Origin of the sequence: Streptomyces sp. NPDC088812 (assembly GCF_044750285.1) — a bacterium.
Taxonomy (GTDB): Bacteria; Actinomycetota; Actinomycetes; order Streptomycetales; family Streptomycetaceae; genus Streptomyces.
In genome coordinates this window covers 179,500-197,005 of record NZ_JBIVJP010000012.1, presented here as the reverse complement: position 1 = coordinate 197,005, position 17,506 = coordinate 179,500, and the positions used below count along the sequence as shown (strand labels likewise).

The following is a 17,506-nucleotide window of genomic DNA, read 5'->3' as shown; positions in this document are numbered from 1 at the left end:
TCGCGGTAGATGAGAACAGGGTGCCACCGTTGTCGGTGCCGGATGACACCATCCGGCCATGAGCAGCGAATCTTTCAACTGGCACGAGTTCCTGGGACGGTGGCAGGAGGAGTGGGTTCCGCGCCCGGACGCGGACGAGGGCGAGGGCGAGGGCGAGGGCGAGGGCGAGGGCGAGGACGGCGAGCAGACCCTCGTCCGCCCGGGCAGGCCCGGGGCGGACGAGGCGGCGATCGCCGCGGCCGAGGAACGGCTGGGGCGGCGGCTGCCCCTCTCGTACCGAGGGTTCCTGGCCGTGAGCGACGGGTGGCACGTCGACCAGACGGCCGGGATCTATCAGCTCGGCGGCACCTCGGACATCGACTGGTTCCAGGATCCATACGACATGACCCGGCTGTACGAGCAGAATCTGGGCGACAACCCGCGCAAGGAGGACGTCCTGTTGGCCGGGATGTGGCAACGGGCGCTACGGCTGGAGACGGACTCCGACATGTCGTACGCCCTGCTCGACCCGGGCGACAGCGACCAGGACGGTGAGTGGGCGCTCTACGTCCATAAGGGCTGGAGCGGTGAACTGCCGGTCCGTTACCCGTCGTTCCGCGCGTACATGGAGGCCATGTACCGCGGCTTCCACTCCGACCGGGTGGCAAGACCCGATTTCGTGAACGCGATCACGCGCGCCCAGGACGCCCATGTGGAGGAGGCCCGCCTGCTGGCCCTGCGCGGACGGTACGAGGAGGCCATGCCCCTGCTCGAGGAGGCGCTGTCCTTCGGAAGGCCGCGAAGCGCCGTCCTGCTGAACCAGCTCCGGCATCTGCTGGCTCCGCGCAGCCTCCGGCATTACGGCAACCTGGTGGCCGACCCGCGCTACCTGCCCGACATTCTGCCCGTGGAGGCCATGACGCCGGCACGCGGCGAATGGCGGCTGGGCGGGGACGAGCACTGGCTCGGGATGATGACCGCCCGCGGGGCCGCCCGGAAAACCGTCGAGGCCGTACTGAGCACGATGCGGGACGGCACCCATCGCTACGCGCCTCCCGGTCCATGGGGCCGGGCCGTTGCCGAGGCCCGGGAATCAGCCCGCTGGGGGGCGACCGACGCCGCGTGGCGGGTGCTGCGGGACGCGCTCCCGCTGTGGGAGGCTCCCGGGCCCTCGCTGATCGCCCCGATCGGCCTGCTCGCCGATCCGGTCCTGGGTCCGCTGATCACCCCGGAGCGCGGGCGGGACATCCTCGCGACACCGCGGGCCGGGGAGACAGGACCCGCTCCCGAGCCGGTGCCCGATCTCGACCCGCCGGGACTCGCCTGGCTGACAGAGCCGGCAGCGAACGGGCAGCCCCTCGACGGATACCGCTGTGTCTGGGTCGAGGGGATCGACCCCGCCCGCATGTCCGCCCTGATCGGCGAGGATGGCGCCGAACTGAGCGCGCCCGTGGATCCGCAGAGGGCTTCCTGGCGGGCACCCGCGCCCCACGAACGGGAGGGCGTGGAATTGTGGGAGGACCGGGCCGTCGTCGCCGTCGGCCGCACGGGTGAAGGGTGGGCCTTCGCCTTCGACGGCCACTCCCACCACTACCTGACCAAGTTGTTCCTGTCCCCCGCCGCGGCCGCCTCCCCGGCCGGCCGCGCGGTGGTGGTGTGGTCCGACCCGAGGCGCTCCTCCCCGGGTGACCACCCGACCGCGTTCCACCTGTCGGTGGCCGAACATGGCGAGGAGCTCTACGCCTTCACCGTGCGAGGTACGGAAATCGAGCGCTCCGGCGCGATACCCGATGCCCTGGACCCCGCACGGCTGTTCCGCCCGGAGGACACTGCGCTGGACAACGAACTGCGTGTGTTGGAGGCCCTGCACACCGAACTCGGGCTCTCGCTCCCCCGTTTCGCGCTGACCCGAGGCAGGCTCCCCACCTTCACCACCCGGTCCTGGACCCGGGCGCCACGCGCGGGCGAGGGCTTCGCCTATGTCAGCTTCGTGCGACACCGGTCCTGAAAACGGGCGGGCCCACACCCCGCGCGCAGGGTGAGGTAGGAGCCGTCCGGCAGCATGGCCGGCACCGGCGGGCGTCGTACGCTGGTGCAACGCCCGAGGAACTGCGCGCCCTGTCGTGTGATGGCGGCGAGTAGTTCGTTGCCGTCGAAAGCGCGGTCGGCCAGAAGCAGCATGTCCGGGGTGAGGCTGCTGGTCAGTTCACGGGCGTAGTCGCTCCCGCCTTTGGCAGAGGGACCGAAGGCTGCTGCGATCGGGCCGCGGGTGCCTGTTTCGCACAGCGTCATCAGCATCAGCCGGGGGGTGTCCCGCCCCGCCGGGCCATGGCGCCGTACGGTGCGGCCGAGCCAAGGCCTGTGGCGCCCGTGGTCGGGAACCGACGGGCTTCTGCATGCGTCGAATGCGACCGTGCGCCAACGGCGATAGCGCTACTCCGAGTGGAGGACACTGGGCCAGCGGGCCCGACAGCGCGTCGAAGAGCCCCCGCAGTGGCGCGACGCCCACCCGACGGCGCAAATCGCGAAGTGTCTTCCCGGAAGACTGCGGCACGTTGGCTGCTCCGGCCGGTCGGCCGCGTTCCCGACCCTGTGGGCGAGACAACGTTCCTCTCAAATGGCCCGTCAGTTCCCTCGCACAGGCAAGCGGTCGGGGGTCGGGCTGCCCCGTCGCGACGCCACGCATCCCTCTCTCGCCGCACGCAATGCTTGCGTCGGCTTCCCTGAGAATGCGCACCTCAGGACTTGCCCGCCTCCGCGGTGCCTCACAGCATGAGCCCCGGTCGCAGCAATCGGACGTCCCGCGACCGTCGATCCCCACCTGACTACGGAGGCCTGTGTGCTCCCTGCTCCTGAAACCACAGACTTGGTCGATTCCCCCGGGTCCGGCCCTACGGAAGCCGTGGGACGCCGCCGTGTGATGGGCGGCGCTATCGGCCTGGCGGTCGGCGGCGCCCTGGGCGTCGCCGGCGCGGCACCCGCCGCGGCCGCCACCCCCACCCTCCGTACCGCGACCCGGAACCCGGCGAAGCCGGTGCGCACCGCGTCCGGTCTCGTCACCGGAGTGGGCGCCGCGCTGTCCGGTGTCACCGTCTACAAGGGCATTCCGTATGCGGCTTCCACGGCCGGCCGCAACCGGTGGCGGGCGCCGCAGCCCGCACCGTCCTGGAAGGGGGTGCGCGCCGCGGACAGCTGGGGGCCGGCCTGTCCGCAGCCGGTGACCGGCATCGCCGCCGAGGACGTGCCCGAGCTGAGCGAGGACTGTCTCAACCTCAACATCTGGACGGCCGCGGCGTCGGCGAAGGAACGCCGTCCGGTCATCGTGTGGATCTACGGCGGCCGCAACTCCGCCATGTGGGCCTCACAGCCGATCTATGACGGCGCGAACCTCGCCGCCAAGGGCGCCGTGGTGGTCACCTTCAACCACCGGGTGGGCCCGTTCGGCGGGCTCGCGCACCCCGCGCTGACCGCCGAGGGCGGGCACGGCGGCTCCGGTAACTGGGGCGCGCAGGACACCGTCGCCTGCCTGAAGTGGATCCGGGAGAACATCGCCGCGTTCGGCGGTGACCCGGACCGGGTGACGCTGGCCGGCTGGTCGCACGGCTCGTCCTTCGTCAATATCCTGATGATCTCGAAGCTGGCCCGGGGCCTGTTCAACCGCGGCGCGCTCTGGGCCGGCGTTCAGTACACCAAGGACCCCTCGCTCGGCCACGTGGCCGGCGGCTACGAGCCCCTGGCCACGGCCGAAGCGGTGGGCGCCGCCTTCCAGGACTACCTGGGCGCCACCTCGCTGTCCGAGATGCGCGCGATCAGCGCCGAGGACCTGGTAGCGAAGACGTACGCCGTCGACGCGCCCGCCGCGGCGACCGCCTTCGGCAACGTCCTCGACGGCTATGTCCTGCCCACCACCTACACCGGGGCGATGACTGCCCGAACCGAGTACGACATTCCCGTGTTCACCGGCAACAACAAGGACGAGAACGGAGCCTCGCCCACCCTGACCATGACCGTCGCCGCCTACCAGCTGTTCGCCGCCGAGACCTTCGGCGACCGGGCGGCGGCTTTCCTCAAGCTGTATCCGGCCACCACGGACGCCGAGGCCGCGGACCAGTACAACGCCTACTGCCGGGACGAGGAACGCGTCTCCACCTTCCTGTGGGGCACCCAGTTCAAGACAGCTGCGCTGAACCACAGCCCGGTCTTCACCTACTGGTTCAGCCAGGTCCCGCCCGGCACGGACACCACCAACCCGATCGTCGGCACGGGCACGGTGGGTGCCTATCACGGTGCCGAGATCTACTACATGTTCGGCAACCTGTACGCCACCTCGTCCCGTCCCTGGACCTCGGTCGACCACAGGGTCGCCGACACCGCATCCTCCTACCTGGTCAACTTCGCCGCCCACGGTGACCCCAACGGACGCGGGCTGCCCGCCTGGCCCGCCCTGCGCACCGGCAAGCCGATCACCCTGGAGCTGGGTTCGACCACCGGGGTGATCGACTCCGCCGACTCGCAGGCCAAGTGGACCTTCCTCAAGGACTACCTGCAGTCCCGGACGACGGAATACTGACCCCAGAGCGAGGGCCGACCCGTCCTCGACGGCACGCCCCATGTGCCGCGCCCGTCCCCGTCACCCTCCCGTGACGGGGACGGAACGCCGCGCGGCGGGGTCGGCGTTTCCTCGAACCGCCGGTCAGGTTCACTCCGCCTGAAGCGCCCGTCAGGTTTCATGCCCGGACGAAGCAGTTGAGCGAGCCGGTCGGTGGGTGGCCGTGACGTCGTGGATCCAGGAACCAGTGCGCCGCGAGGAGAGGGATGCAGCGTCGGCCACTGGTGACCAGCTGGGCGGCTGCGGAGCCGGGTCATGCGTCGAGCAGCCGGCGCACACCGAGACGGCAGCTCGGGCGGATGCCCGGTGTCCGGTTCAGGCGACCGTCGCGGCGACGGGCCGGGTGGTGGTGAGAGCGGCGCTGTAGCAACGCAGCAGGAGGGTGGCGGTGGCGGCGAGGCCGGTGAGGAGGCCGAGCCAGATGCCGAGGGTGTCGAGGCCGAGGGCGTAGGCCAGAAGCCAGGCGGCGGGGAGTCCGACGACCCAGTAGCCGATGAGGGTGATACGGAAGCCGCTCGTGGTGTCGTCGAGTCCGCGTAGGAGTCCGACGCCGATGTTCTGGGCGCAGTCGAAGAACTGGAGGAACGCGGTGACGATCAGGAGGTGGGTGGCGATGGTGAGTGCCTCGCCGGAACCCGTGTCGAGGAACGGTGCCAGCACGAGGCGCGGCACAGTGAGGTACAGGATGCCGACGCAGGTCATGACGGCGGCGGCGCAGACGAGTGCCGTGTTCCTGATGCGTCTGGCGCCGTCGTGGTTGCCGAGGGCGAGTTCGCGGCTGACGTTGATGGACGCCGCGTGGGACAGTCCGACGGCCACCTGGAAGACGATGTGCACGAGTTGATTGACGGCGGTGTGCGCGGCCAGTGCGTCGGGGCCGAACGAGCCTGCCATGAAGGTGGTGACGGAGAAGAATCCGGCCTCCGAGCCGTAGGTGGCGGCGATCGGCGCACCGAGGCCGAGGGTGCGCTTGAGTGCGGCCGGGTCTGTGCGGGTGATGCGGAAGGTGAGGAGCGGGGCGAGCGAGGTGTCCTTCTTCGCGGCGAGGCAGAGGGCCAGGAACGACAGCAGGTGGACGGTGGAGGTGGCGATGCCGACGCCGGTCAGTCCGAGGCGGGGAAGTCCGAACGCGCCGTGGATCAGGATCCAGTTCAGGCCCGCGTTCACGGCGATGGACGCCATGGTGATCCGGAGCAGCGCCTGCGGGCGGCGCATCCCGACGGTGAACTGACGTACGGCCTGGAACCACAGGCAGGGCAACAGGCCGGGGGCGAGTGCGTGGAGCATGCTCCGCGTGAGGTGGACGACTTGGGCGTCCTGGCCGAGCAAGGTCAGCGCCTGCCCGATGAGGATCATCAGGAGGGCGCCGGTGACCCCGGCGAGGGTGGCGATGGCCAGGCTCGCGCGCACGATCGCCCGTGTCTCGTCGTGTGCCGGTTCCTGCGTGCCGTCCGTGCCGTCCGTGCCGCCGGCTGCCTGCTCGGCGCGGGCCGCGGCGGCGGCGACCTGGTTGCCGACGGAGGTGATGAGGCCGACGCCCATCGTGCGTATCTGGTTGAAGATCACGATGGCGAGGCCGCCGGCCGCGAGCTCGGTGGTGCCGAGCAGGCCCATCATCACTGCGTCGGTGGTCGTGAGGGCGACCTGGGCGAGCTGGGTGAGGATGAGCGGCACGGCGAGCGCGCCGAGTGCGCGGCTGTCGCGGAGGAGGGTGGTGAGCATGAGGTCTACCGGTTCCTGCGGAGTTTGGTGAGGAGTTCGTCGACCTCCCGCTCGATGGCGGGGCTCAGGAGATCGCGTGCGCTCATCCAGTCGTCGTTGAAGACGGTGTCCATGTACTTCTCCCCACCGTCGTTGACGAGGGCGACCACAGTGGTGCCGGGCGGCAGGTCGGACAGCCGGGTCAGGGCCTCGTAGACGACACCGCCGGCCGAGCCGCCGATGAGCAGGCCGGTGCGGGCGACGGCCCGGCAGGTCGCGAACGCTTCCCTGTCGCCGACCTTGACGCCTTCGTCGATCAGGTCGAAGTCGACCAGGGCGCCGATCGTGGCGCCCTCGGGGGTGCCGGTGCCGGATTGGTAGTAGTCGTGGGCGGGGCCGCCGAAAGCGATGGACCCCTCGGGTTCTACGCCGATGACGGTGAAGTCGGACATGAGTCGGGTCAACTCGCGGCCGGTGCCGCACAGGGCGCCGCCGGTGCCGACGGCGCCGATCAGGACGCCGATGTCGCCGTCGAGGGCCTTGTGGAGTTCATGGGCGACGGGGAAATAGCCGACGCCGTTGGCGAGGTTGTTGTGCTGCTCGGTGAAGACGGTGTTGTCCTGGCCGCGGGCCATGTCCTCGGCGAGGTCCTCGCGTGCGGCGGTGGCGAGTTCCTCGGTGCCGTCGCCACCGACGTAGACGAGTTCGGTGCCGAGCGCTTTCATGCCGCGGAGTTTGCCGGGGGCCGCGTGGTGGTCGACCACGGCGGTGAAGGTGTAGCCGCGTTCAGCGGCGATCACCGCCAGGCCCAGGCCGGTGTTTCCTGAGGTGGACTCGACGATCCGGCCGCCTGGGCGCAGTTCGCCCGCGGCCTCGGCGGCGTCGACCATGGCGCGGGCCATGCGGATCTTCGCGGTTCCGGTGGGGTTGTACATCTCGAGTTTCAGCAGCAGACGGCTGCCGGTCTCGGTGGTGGCGAGTTCCAGCAGGGGGGTGCATCCGATGAGGTCGGATATGCGCGAGACCACGGCGGGGCGCTGAAGGGCTCCGGGCATTGAATGCTCCTGTTGGGCGGGGGGTGCGGGTACGAGCGGGCGGTGTCAGGTGAAGTGGCGGTCCAGGCGCCAGCGCGGCCGGACGCGGTCGGTCCGGTCGATGACGATCTTGGGAGGCAGGGGCAGGTCGTGGAAGGGCGACTCGTTGGAGTCCATCTGGTAGCCGGCCGTGTTCGGGTAGACGAGGAGGTCCCCGATGCGCGGGAGATGCGGGAAGGCGACCTTGCGCCAGGTGAGCATGTCCGACTCCAGACAGGTGGCCGCGCCCACACTGGCGGGGAACACCCCGGCGGGCGCGTCGGGTCGCTGGGGGATCAGCTGGGGGTCGGGGAGGTATTCGCTGTTGAACCACTGCTCGGACAGGCTCAGGCTCGTACCGTCGACGGTCAGCAGCCGGTATCCGTCACGGTCTTTGACACCCTGGACGGTGAAGACGGTGGCTCCGGCCCGGTCCAGCAGGGCGCGGCCGGGCTCGAGGAGCAGCTCCAACCCCGTGTCCCTGAGGACACCGGCCAAGGAGGTGTCCCTGTCCTGAGGGCAGGTGGCCAGAAGCGCCGCCAGAGCGTCAGCTCCGGAGATCGGTGAGTGATAGGGGTAGAAGTCGCCGCTCCGGAACGATTTTTCGGCGTGGTAGTGGCTGGGGCGCTGGTCTGCGAGGAAGGTGTGCCAGGTGTCGGCGTCGGTGTAGCTGATGGGCAGGCCGCCGCCGATGCTGATGCGCCTGGCTTCCAGTCCCTTGACACGCGCCGCGTGGCACAGGCCGGCGAGCCGGACGGCGAGGTCGGCGCGGGGCTGGAGGGCATAGCCGGACAGATGAAAGCTGAAGCCCTCCATGCGCAGGGCATCGCCCGCTGTCACGCAGCGGTCCAGAGCAGTGGCCAGTTCGTCCTCGGTCATCCCGAACCGGCTGTGCGGCTGAGCGGACGGCAGGACGCGCAAGAGCACACGGGCAGGGCGGGCCTGCCCGTTCAGTGCGATGGTGGTGACTGTGTCCAGTTCGTCAAGGGCGTCGACCGCGATGAGCGCGCCGTGCCGTACGGCCAGTCGCAGCAGGTGTGGATCCTTCGCAGGTCCGGTCACCACGAGGTGTTCGCCGCGCACGCCGTGGCCGAGCGCCTCGCGCAGCTCACCGACGGAGGCGACATCGGCCCCGGCGCCGAGCGCCGCGGCGCGTTCGGCGAAGACAGCCGCCTTGTTGGACTTCTTCGCGAAGTACACGTAGCCGTCCACACCGGCTGCGGCGAGGGCTTCGTGCAGGGCGCGCAGGTTGGCGTCGAAGGCGTCGGGCAGCAGAAAGTGGAAGGGCCCGTCGAAGGCGTAGGCGAGTTCGGGCAGGATCCCGCTGGCCAGCACCGCGCTGGTGGCCGGGTCGGGCAGCGCCGGGAGTGTCGGATGACGCAGGGGGGTGCCTGCTGAGACGGTCACCGCCACAGCGGCACCTCGGTGCCCAGCCCCTGGGCGATGGCCAGCTGTGAGAAGCGGTGGCCAAGTGCGATGTCGGTGATGACGAGACCGCTGTTGTAGGCGAAGATCCGCTCCGTACCGCTGACGCGACCGCTGGTGATTCCGGCGATCACTGGTGGGAACTCCGTGTCGACCGGGGGCAGTTTGCCTTCCGCGTCGGCCATGTCGGTGCCGGTGACGTTCATCTGGGCTTCGCTGGTGGCGATGACACGGTCGGCCTGGTGCAGTGTCGAGGGCGCGAGCCCGTGCCCGACGAGGACGGACAGCGCGCCGGGCTTGAGCCAGTCCGCTTCGACGGCTGCCGGGGTGTGGGGGCCGGCCGTGGCGACGATGACGTCGGCGTCCGAGGCGGCGTCCCGCAGATCGGTGACCACCTCGACGTCCCGGTCGGGGAAGTGGGCGCGCAGCTGTTCGCGGACGGCGGCGATGCCCTCGAGGTGGGTGCCGAACACCGTCAGCCGGTCCAGGCCGGGAAGTGTGGTGAGGAGGAACGGCAGGGCGAGGCGCCCTTGGGTCCCCGTGCCGATGACCAGTGCGGAGCGTGCGCCGGGGGCAGCGCACTCCCGGGCGAGGAGTGCCGAGACGGCTGGTGTGCGGAGCGAGCCGATGCGAGAGCAGTCCATCATCGCCACCGGCAGCCCGGTGACGTCGTCGTAGACCGTCAGCGCCGTGTAGTAGTGCTGCTCCTCGCGGCCCTTGTCCAGGCCGTGCTTGTACGAGGTCTTGATCGCCACGACGTTGCGGGAGCCGTCCCTGCCCAGCATCGCATAGGAGACGGAGTGCCCGTCCTGCGGCTTGACGGTCAGTTTGCGAGGGTTGTCGGACTGGCCGGCGTGGAGCGTGCGGTAGGCGCCTTCGACCGTGGCCACCACGTCGACCAGCGATATCTCGATCCCGGCGAGGTCGGTGGTGGACAGGATCCGCAGGTGCGTGTCGTCGCCGGAGACCGGAGCGCCGACGGGAGCGGCCGAGGTGTCGGACATGAGTGATTCCTCCTTCGCGGGGTGGATGTTCAGCTCACGTGCGCTTCGAGGGCCGCCTGACCGTAGCCGTGCTCGGCGGCTTCGGCGGGCGGGCGGGTGCGCCGGCCGGGGACGCGGACGGAGGCCCGCTTGAGCCACCGGTCGGTGCCGTCGTAGCGGGCGTTGAAGGGGACCCGGCCGTGGACCACGAGATCGTTGTCGACGACGAGGACGTCACCAGGCGCCAGGCTGATGGCGATGGAGACCCTGGCCAGTTCGTCCGACAGACGCTCGTAGGCGGCACGGTGTTCCTCGGGCGCCTGGTCGAGGGGGGTGTAGGCGGGATCGAAGCGCAGGGTCATCCCGGTCGGCGACCGCCACAGCGTCGGCACGGGCGGAGGAGACCCGGTGTACGCCCGGGCTTCGGCGTAGGCGTCGTCGGGGAGGATGGGCAGGGCCGGACGGCTGAGCAACTCGACGTCCTCAGCAGACAGTTCGACCTGCCGGATGGACGCGGCAGTGGTGGCGACGGCGTCGTGGTTGCGCATACAGCCGAGGATCAGCAGGTGGGCGCGGCCGGGGTGGAAGGCGTCCTCGGTGTGCGGGCTGAGCAGCACACTGCTGCTGGCTCCGGTCTGCTCCTCCTCGTGACCGGCAGAGGGGACGATGTTGTGCACGAACCGGCCGTCCTGCTGCCCTTCCCAGGCGATGGGGGTGCCCATCAGGGTGGCGAGCAGGAGCAGGGCCACGTCGTAGACCGCCCCGGAGGCGCCCGCGGTGGACCAGTGGGCCGGCGTGGGGCCGATCGTCGCGTCGTCCACAGGGATACCGCGTACCACGTACAGTCCGGCGGCGGTGTCCACGGGACGGCAGGCGTGCCGGATGTCGGCACCCAACGCGGCGCCGAGGGAGGGGACTTGGCGCATCAGAGTGGAGGAGCGGGGGTCTCCGCCGTGAGCGGAGAGCAGGGTGTGAGCCGCTTCGGTCAGTTCGTCTACGGCATGTGGGTGGAGATGGCGCACAGGTGTGACTGCCGTCGGCATGATCAACCGTCCATTCGTGGGGCGCGTGCGGGGGCGCGGAGTTGCGGCAGGCAAAGGCCGGACGAGGGCGGACCGGGCAGATCGGCGGCAGAGGGTGCGGGTCTCGGGGTCGCGATCCGCTACACATCCCGTCGGCAAGCTCAGGTAAGCCATACCTAAGTTAGATGGATACGCAGAGGTGTGCAGTACTCCACATGGAGTATTGCCGCTGAACGAGCTCTTAGGGTAGGCATACCTAAGTAAGTGAATGTCCGCTTTGGGAAGTCGAGGATCAAGTGGCTCTGACGAGACGTCAACTGCTCTGGGCCGGAACGACTTTGACCGCGGTGTCCGCGCTGACTGCCTGCAGCAGCGGTGACGGCGCCGAGCCGGCCGGTTCCACTGGCGGCGGATCCGCAAGGCCTCGCAAGGGTGGCACCCTGCGAGTCGGGGCCCTCGGTCGCGCGAGTGCCATCACCCGCGACCCGCACGGCACCCAGTCGAACGAGAGCGACTACCTGATCATCAGCCTCGTCCACGACGCGCTCACCGTGCCTGGCGCCACACCGAACACCGCGCCCCGACTCGCCGTGAGGTGGGAGCCGTCGGCCGACCTGAAGACCTGGAAGTTCAAGATCGCCGAGGATGCGACGTTCCACGACGGTTCCCCGGTGACCGCGAAGGACGTCGTCTTCTCGCTCAAGAGGCTGCGTGCCACCCCCGCCGGGGCCTCCCGTCTGCCCGGTATCGAGGCGAAGAACATCACCGCACAGGGCATCGACACGGTTGTCCTGGTCTCCGACTACGCCAACGCCGAACTCCCGCTGCTCACACGCCTGACCACGTTCGTGATTCCCGACGGCACGACCGAAAGGGACATCGCGGAGGCACCCGGCACCGGACCCTTCAGGCTCGACTGGTTCCGCGGCGGCAACGCCCGTCTGGTGCGCAACGACTCCTGGTACGGCGGGGACGTGTACCTGGACGCCATCGAGGTGAAAATCTTCGAGAGCCCGCAGGCCATGGCGAACGCGCTGCTCGCGGGTCAGATCGACGTCGCCTCCAACGCCGGTGCCATCGCAGCCCGCACGGCCGGCACGCGCAGCGGCATCCAGACCGTCCGCCGCCCCAACGACATGGCGATGCCGATCGTCATGCGCGCCGCCGATGGTCCCTTCTCCGACGCCAGAGTGCGCGAGGCCCTGCGCCTGGCCGTCGACCGCGAGTCCATGGTCCAGCAGGTCCTGTCCGGTTACGGCACCGTCGCCAACGACATCCTCGGCACCGGCGACCCCGCGTACGCCAAGAGCCTCCCGCAGCGCACCCGTGACCTCGTCAGAGCCAGGCAGTTGCTGAAGGAGGCGGGTTTCGACACCTCGAAGACCTACGAGCTCATGACCACCGAGGACATCTCCGGACTCGCCGAGTCGGCCACCCTCTTCGCCACTCAGGTACGTGAGGCCGGCGTCAAGGTGAAGGTCGTCAAGCAGGAGTCTGCGGTCTTCTGGGACAAGACCTGGCTCAAGGGCGACCTCTACACCACCTACTGGGGCACCAACGACTCGGTCGTCTTCTTCGCCAGCAAGACCATGGTCTCCGACAGCGGGCAGAACGAGGCGGGCTGGAAGGACACCGCCTTCGACACGGCGTACGAGAAGGCCATCGGCACCGCCGACGACGCCCGGCGCACGCGACTGCTCCAGCAGATGCAGAAGATCGAGTACGACAGCTCCGGCTACCTGCTGTGGGGCATGGCGGACGGCGTCGATCTCGCGGCCTCCACGGTGCATGGACTGCCGACCCTGCCCGGCTACGGCCGCGTCCAGCTCGAGAAGGCATGGCTGTCCCGTTGATCCCGGACATCGGAGCGCCGGCCGCTCACCCGGAAACGTCTGCCGAGGGGAGGCCGGCCAAGCCCGCACTCGCGTGGATCGCGGCCCGCGCCGGCCTCGTCGTGCTGAAACGCATCGTGCTGCTCGCGACCCTTCTCGCCATGGTCTTCATCGGTGTCGAGCTGCTCCCCGGCGATGCCGCGGACGCCACCTCGGAGCGTGGAGAGAGCGCTGCGGACCTGGCCCTGCGGCGGGAGATGCTCGGTCTCGACAGGACCGTCCTGGAACGGTTCTGGGACTGGATATCCGGCCTGCCGGCCGGAGACCTGGGGACCTCCGCGCACGGCGAGCGCGTCGCCGACATGCTGACCACGGCCTTTCCCAACACGCTGGTGCTCAGCGGATCGGCCCTGCTGCTGACGGCGCTGTTGTCACTGACGTTCGCGTCATGGGCGGCACTTCGACCCGGTGGTCGTCTCGACCGGATCATCACCCATGCGTCGACCGCCGTGTTCGCGGTCCCCGAGTTCGTTGTCGCCGTCGGGCTCGTCCTGGTGTTGTCGCTGTGGACCGGCTGGCTGCCCGCAGTCACTCTTACCGACGGAGACGGCGACCCTGCTTCCTGGACGATGCTGATTCTTCCGGTTCTGTCCCTGACGATTCCGCAGACCGGCTGGAACACGCGCATCGCCCGTGCGGCCCTCGCCGACGAGGCCCGCACCCCGTATGTCGAAGCAGCCGTCTTCGACGGCCTGTCGCCCCGTCGAGTGGTGCTCCTCCATGTCCTGCCAGGGGCTGTGCCGACCATCGCCACGGGGCTCGCCACCTCGTCCGGAGTACTTCTGGGAGGAGCGGTCGCCGTGGAGACCATCTTCAACTATCCCGGCGTCGGAGCCGTGTTGGCCTCGGCGATCGCCGACCGCGACACCCCGGTGATCGCCGGCGTGACCGTGCTGGCCGGCGCGGTGATCACCGTCGTGCTGCTGACGGCCGACCTGTTGCGTGACCTGCTGGTCGTGGGTCAACGATGACCCCCCAGAGTCCCACCGGCTTCGTCCCATCGCCCCGACGCATTGATGGAGGCCGCAGTTGAAGCCGCTGACAGGCCATCGCGGCGAGGACACGTTCCGGACGCGGCGGCATTCCTCCGCGGTGGCGGTCCTGCTCCGGGTCCTTCCCGCCGCCGCGCTCGTCATTCTCGCTCTCGTCGGACCGTGGACAACCCCCCGTGCTGTGGCCGAGCCCGTCACCCTTCCCTTCGCCAGGTCCGGAGACGGGGCACTCCTCGGCGGTGACCAGCTCGGCCGCGACGTGTTCAGCAGAGTGCTGGCGGGCGGTCGCGACCTCGTGCTGTCGGCGTTGTTCATCGCCGTGGCAGTCACCGCAGCCGCTGCCGTGATCGGAGCGATCGGTGCCCTGCGGCCGGCCGTCGGCCGCGTCATCGAGCGGGCGGCGGACGTGCTGATCCTCCTTCCTGCGGTGCTGGGCATCATGGTGGTCGCCCTGTCCTGGCCGGGCGGCGGTCGCTTCGCCGTTGCTGTCGCGGCCATCGTCCTGGGGCTGCCCTACGCCGTGCGCCTCGTAGCCCATGCAGCCGCGCCCGTTGCCGGGTCCGGCTATGTCGAGGCGGCCGCTGCCGGCGGCGAACGGCTCTGGTTCCTCGTTGTACGTGAAGTTCTGCCCAACCTGCGCGCCACCCTTCTCGCTGTGCTGGGGCTGAGGTTCGTCGAGGCGGTCTACGTCGTCTCCATGGCCGGCTTCCTCCAGGTCGGCCCTCAACCACCCGCTGCGGACTGGGCGTTGATGATCCGGGAGAACTCACCGGGGATTCTCCTGAACCCCTGGGCGGTCCTCGCCCCCAGCGCGGCGGTCGGACTCCTGGCCCTGAGCGTCAACCTCGCGGCGGCTGCCCTGGCTCCGCAGACCGGCCGGAAGGCGGTAACCCTGCTGTGAGCCTCACCCCCGAACAGCGGTGCGACGAAGACACCCGCCGCTGCGCACCGACAGCCGAGGTCAGCGCGCTCGGCGTCACTGCATCGGACGGTCGCCGTCTGCTCACCAACGTGTCCCTCACCCTGAACCCGGGCCGGATCGTCGCCGTCACCGGCACGTCGGGCGCAGGCAAGACGACGCTGCTCCGTGTGCTGCTCGGCCACCTGCCTTCCGGCACGCAGCACTCGGCCGGCCATGTCCACGTACTCGGCCACGACATGCTCGGGCTGGACGAAGCCGCACGCCGCGAGATCCGTAGAACCAAGATTGCTTACGTCGGCCAGGATCCCGCTTCGGCGCTCAATCCCCGACTGCGTGTCCGTACGCTCCTGAAGGAGCTGAGCACGGACCCTGCTCCCACAACACCGCGCGACCTGCTGGAGGCTGTCCGCCTGCCGACCGAGTACCGTTTTGCTTCCCGCCGTCCGGGGGAGCTCTCGGGAGGCCAGCTGCGCCGTGTCGCCTTGGCACGGGCCCTGTCCAGACAACCGGCCCTGCTGCTCCTGGACGAACCCACGGCCGGACTCGACCCGGCGCTCTGCGACGAGATAGCCGCATTGCTGCGCCGCCTCACCCACGAGCACAGCCTCTCCGTCGCCTTCACCTCGCACGACGCAGATGTCGTCGAGCGACTCGCTGACGAGGTCGTGGAGCTGGGCGCAGCCAAGGACGACCGAAGGAGGCACGGCTCGGGCCCCGTCGCGGTGCCCCGCCTGACACCGGCGAATCCAGTCTCGGACACGGGTGCCGCAGAAGTCCCCGCCCTTGATGTGCGCGACCTCAGCGTGACGTTCGGCCGCAGGGCTGCGGGACGTCCTGTCCTGGACCGCGTCCACCTCGCTGTGGCTCAGGGCTCGGCGGCGGCCGTCGTCGGGGCCTCGGGCTCCGGCAAGACGACGCTGGCCCGTGCGCTCGTCGGTCTCCAGCGGAGTCGGACCGGCACCATGAGGGTCGGCGGCACAGCTCTGCCCCTGGCCATGTGGCGCCGTACCCAGGGGCAGCGTCGCCGCGTCCAGCTGATCACCCAGAACCCGCTCAGCGCGCTGAACCCGAGCCGTACCGTTGGTTCGCAGGTGGCCAGGCCCCTTCGCCTGCATCGCCGGGTGTCCTCGGGCAGCCTCGACCAGGCCGTCGAAGACCTGCTGAGCCAGGTCGGCCTGCCGGCCGATTTCGCCGGCCGGTATCCGCACGAGTTGTCGGGTGGCCAGCGCCAGCGGGTGGCGATCGCCAGAGCACTCGCGGCCGAGCCCGACATCCTCATCTGCGACGAGATCACGTCCGCACTCGACCAGAGCACTGGCGACGCGGTCATGGACCTGCTTCAGCAACTACGCGAGAACCGGGCCATGACGCTCATCGTCATCAGCCATGATCTGCCGCTGGTACGAGAACGCACGGACACCGTCACGGTCCTTGCCGACGGACGCGTGGTGGAGTCCGGCTGCACAGCAGTCGTCTTCGCCGATCCCCAGCACGCGGCCACGCACGAACTCGTGCGCGCGCGTCTCTAGGTCGCGCTCACGCCGGCTGAGATGGGGCGCCGCCCGAGCGTCGTGTTCCCGAGAAGGCGGACGAAGGAAGCCGCGTAGGCGTCACCGTGTTCCTGAACGAGTCAGCGGGGAATCACGCCCTGTGCCTCGCCCACCTCATGGCGAAGATGCAGCACTGCCGCCACAGTCGTGCCGGCTGAGACGAGAACGGCCAGCGCCAGAAGAAGCGTGAGAACAGGCTTCAGCCCGTAAGGGGCCGCCGATGGTTCGAGGAGGGTGGACACGCGGCGCGAAACCGGACCAGTCGCAGCCCCGAGGGCCAGGTAGGGCCGTGTGCTGGGGCCCGCGTCATGGCTGGCCAACGCTGCCCGCGCTACGGCGAGGGCGACAAGCTTCCTGTCCCCGAGGGCCCTGGCCGCAGCTTCGTCGGCCGCGAGTTCCGCCGCGAGACGGATCTCCGCGCGCACCCTGCGGAGAGCGGGATGGCAGTGGGCCGCCGCCTCGGCGACCACGAGGAAGTAGTGGTGCCTCTGGGCATTGTGGGCGCGCTCGTGAGCGAACAGGGCCTCCCGTTCCGCCGCCCCGAGACTGCGCAGCATGCCCGCGGTCACGACGATGCGGTTCGGCCGGCCGGGCAGCGCGTACGCGTCGGGCAGGGGCGAACCGACAACGCACAGATCTCCCACCACGGGAAGCCGCGCCACCTGCCGCTGCGCGGCCCGAAGCGTGCGAGTGTGCCGCACAGCGGAATAACCGAACCTCAGGCCTCCGATGGCGAGAGCACATGCGGCCAGGACCGCCATCCCGCTCATCACCTGGGCCGACGGCGTGCAGAGATGGCGGACGAAACGACTGAACTCCGCGAAGGCCGGCACGAGGTACAAACCAGTCAGAACCAGGGCGCCCAGTGAGACGACACTGGCTAAGGCCGAGACGAGCGTGGTCGCCGTGAGGATCCACAGTGCCGCATTCGGTCGCGCCCGCTCCAACACGCGGCTCGTCGCCAGGCACAGCACGAACGGCAGCACCAAGGGCACGAGAAACAACGGAGTCAGCATCGACAGCCCTTCAATGCAAGGAGACAGCACACACTCACCGCGCATGCATCCAACCGGCAGACGACATGGCCCAGTTGTCGGCCTCGCAGACCTGGCGGCGCATCCGCTCTTCCCGGCAGGACACCTGGCACACTCACCCCCGACTTCGACTACAGTGCAGTAGACTGTCCACAAGGCTGTAGACAGTCCCTGCTCCACCCTGCGGAAGGTCGCGCCGAATGTCCCCGCTTGAACGGTCAGTTGCCGCAGCCCACGGTACAGGAATTCCCAGTTCGCCGGAATCGCGGGTGCCCATTCCGGCTCGTTAGGCGCACCCGCCTTCACTTCGCCGGATTCGCACCG

General features: G+C 69.7%; 13 protein-coding genes. 6 read left to right on the top strand and 7 right to left on the bottom strand.

The features are described from left to right. Positions 1-58 precede the first annotated feature (58 nt). Positions 59-1,987, top strand: coding sequence for an SMI1/KNR4 family protein (locus tag ACIP67_RS22275; protein ID WP_401693944.1), 1,929 nt, complete (start codon positions 59-61; stop codon positions 1,985-1,987). Here ACIP67_RS22275 and ACIP67_RS22270 read toward each other — a convergent pair. Next, positions 1,957-2,277, bottom strand: coding sequence for a hypothetical protein (locus ACIP67_RS22270; RefSeq protein ID WP_401693941.1), 321 nt, complete (start codon positions 2,275-2,277; stop codon positions 1,957-1,959). The genes ACIP67_RS22275 and ACIP67_RS22270 overlap by 31 nt on opposite strands. Positions 2,278-2,899: 622 nt before the next feature. Between ACIP67_RS22270 and ACIP67_RS22265 the strand changes: the two genes are divergently transcribed. Further along, positions 2,900-4,549, top strand: coding sequence for a carboxylesterase/lipase family protein (locus ACIP67_RS22265; protein ID WP_401693939.1), 1,650 nt, complete (start codon positions 2,900-2,902; stop codon positions 4,547-4,549). Between the two features lie 354 nt (positions 4,550-4,903). On the opposite strand, the gene ACIP67_RS22260 is transcribed toward ACIP67_RS22265, so the two are convergent. Genes ACIP67_RS22260 through ACIP67_RS22240 form a run of 5 tightly spaced genes read right to left on the bottom strand, consistent with a single transcriptional unit; the run spans position 4,904 to position 10,696 of the window. Next, positions 4,904-6,310, bottom strand: a complete 1,407-nt coding sequence (locus tag ACIP67_RS22260) for an MATE family efflux transporter (RefSeq protein ID WP_401693937.1) — start codon at positions 6,308-6,310, stop codon at positions 4,904-4,906. A 5-nt stretch (positions 6,311-6,315) separates the two neighbouring features. Then, on the bottom strand, positions 6,316-7,344 hold the full coding sequence (locus tag ACIP67_RS22255; protein ID WP_401693935.1) for a cysteine synthase family protein: 1,029 nt from the start codon (positions 7,342-7,344) through the stop codon (positions 6,316-6,318). A 45-nt stretch (positions 7,345-7,389) separates the two neighbouring features. Next, positions 7,390-8,769 (bottom strand): Y4yA family PLP-dependent enzyme, encoded by a 1,380-nt coding sequence (locus ACIP67_RS22250; protein ID WP_401693933.1) that lies wholly within the window; start codon positions 8,767-8,769, stop codon positions 7,390-7,392. Continuing rightward, entirely contained in the window at positions 8,766-9,791 is a 1,026-nt protein-coding gene (locus ACIP67_RS22245; protein WP_401693931.1) for an ornithine cyclodeaminase family protein, read from the bottom strand. Before ACIP67_RS22245 ends, ACIP67_RS22250 begins: the two co-directional genes overlap by 4 nt. A gap of 29 nt (positions 9,792-9,820) precedes the next feature. Beyond that, complete coding sequence (locus ACIP67_RS22240) at positions 9,821-10,696, bottom strand: TauD/TfdA family dioxygenase (protein ID WP_401693929.1); 876 nt, start codon at positions 10,694-10,696, stop codon at positions 9,821-9,823. A gap of 392 nt (positions 10,697-11,088) precedes the next feature. Here ACIP67_RS22240 and ACIP67_RS22235 point away from each other — a divergent pair, with 392 nt between their 5' ends. From ACIP67_RS22235 to ACIP67_RS22220, 4 genes are all read left to right on the top strand, one after another. Next, positions 11,089-12,645 (top strand): ABC transporter substrate-binding protein, encoded by a 1,557-nt coding sequence (locus tag ACIP67_RS22235; RefSeq protein ID WP_401693926.1) that lies wholly within the window; start codon positions 11,089-11,091, stop codon positions 12,643-12,645. Beyond that, a complete protein-coding gene (locus ACIP67_RS22230) occupies positions 12,642-13,655 on the top strand; it encodes an ABC transporter permease (protein WP_401693924.1) in 1,014 nt (337 codons plus the stop codon). Before ACIP67_RS22235 ends, ACIP67_RS22230 begins: the two co-directional genes overlap by 4 nt. 202 nt (positions 13,656-13,857) lie before the next feature. Further along, positions 13,858-14,577, top strand: coding sequence for an ABC transporter permease (locus tag ACIP67_RS22225; protein WP_401693922.1), 720 nt, complete (start codon positions 13,858-13,860; stop codon positions 14,575-14,577). Continuing rightward, positions 14,574-16,127, top strand: a complete 1,554-nt coding sequence (locus tag ACIP67_RS22220; RefSeq protein WP_401693920.1) for an ABC transporter ATP-binding protein — start codon at positions 14,574-14,576, stop codon at positions 16,125-16,127. Before ACIP67_RS22225 ends, ACIP67_RS22220 begins: the two co-directional genes overlap by 4 nt. A gap of 101 nt (positions 16,128-16,228) precedes the next feature. Here the strand turns inward: ACIP67_RS22220 and ACIP67_RS22215 are convergent, their stop codons facing one another. Beyond that, positions 16,229-17,164 (bottom strand): M48 family metalloprotease, encoded by a 936-nt coding sequence (locus tag ACIP67_RS22215; protein WP_401693918.1) that lies wholly within the window; start codon positions 17,162-17,164, stop codon positions 16,229-16,231. Positions 17,165-17,506 lie beyond the last annotated feature (342 nt).

What these genes read in the sequence shown, in the direction of transcription:
- ACIP67_RS22275 (WP_401693944.1), top strand. Translation starts at nt 59, where the DNA reads ATGAGCAGCGAATCTTTCAACTGGCACGAGTTCCTGGGACGGTGGCAG.
- ACIP67_RS22270 (WP_401693941.1), bottom strand. Translation starts at nt 2,277, where the DNA reads ATGCTGATGACGCTGTGCGAAACAGGCACCCGCGGCCCGATCGCAGCA.
- ACIP67_RS22265 (WP_401693939.1), top strand. Translation starts at nt 2,900, where the DNA reads ATGGGCGGCGCTATCGGCCTGGCGGTCGGCGGCGCCCTGGGCGTCGCC.
- ACIP67_RS22260 (WP_401693937.1), bottom strand. Translation starts at nt 6,310, where the DNA reads ATGCTCACCACCCTCCTCCGCGACAGCCGCGCACTCGGCGCGCTCGCC.
- ACIP67_RS22255 (WP_401693935.1), bottom strand. Translation starts at nt 7,344, where the DNA reads ATGCCCGGAGCCCTTCAGCGCCCCGCCGTGGTCTCGCGCATATCCGAC.
- ACIP67_RS22245 (WP_401693931.1), bottom strand. Translation starts at nt 9,791, where the DNA reads ATGTCCGACACCTCGGCCGCTCCCGTCGGCGCTCCGGTCTCCGGCGAC.
- ACIP67_RS22240 (WP_401693929.1), bottom strand. Translation starts at nt 10,696, where the DNA reads ATGCGCCAAGTCCCCTCCCTCGGCGCCGCGTTGGGTGCCGACATCCGG.
- ACIP67_RS22215 (WP_401693918.1), bottom strand. Translation starts at nt 17,164, where the DNA reads ATGCTGACTCCGTTGTTTCTCGTGCCCTTGGTGCTGCCGTTCGTGCTG.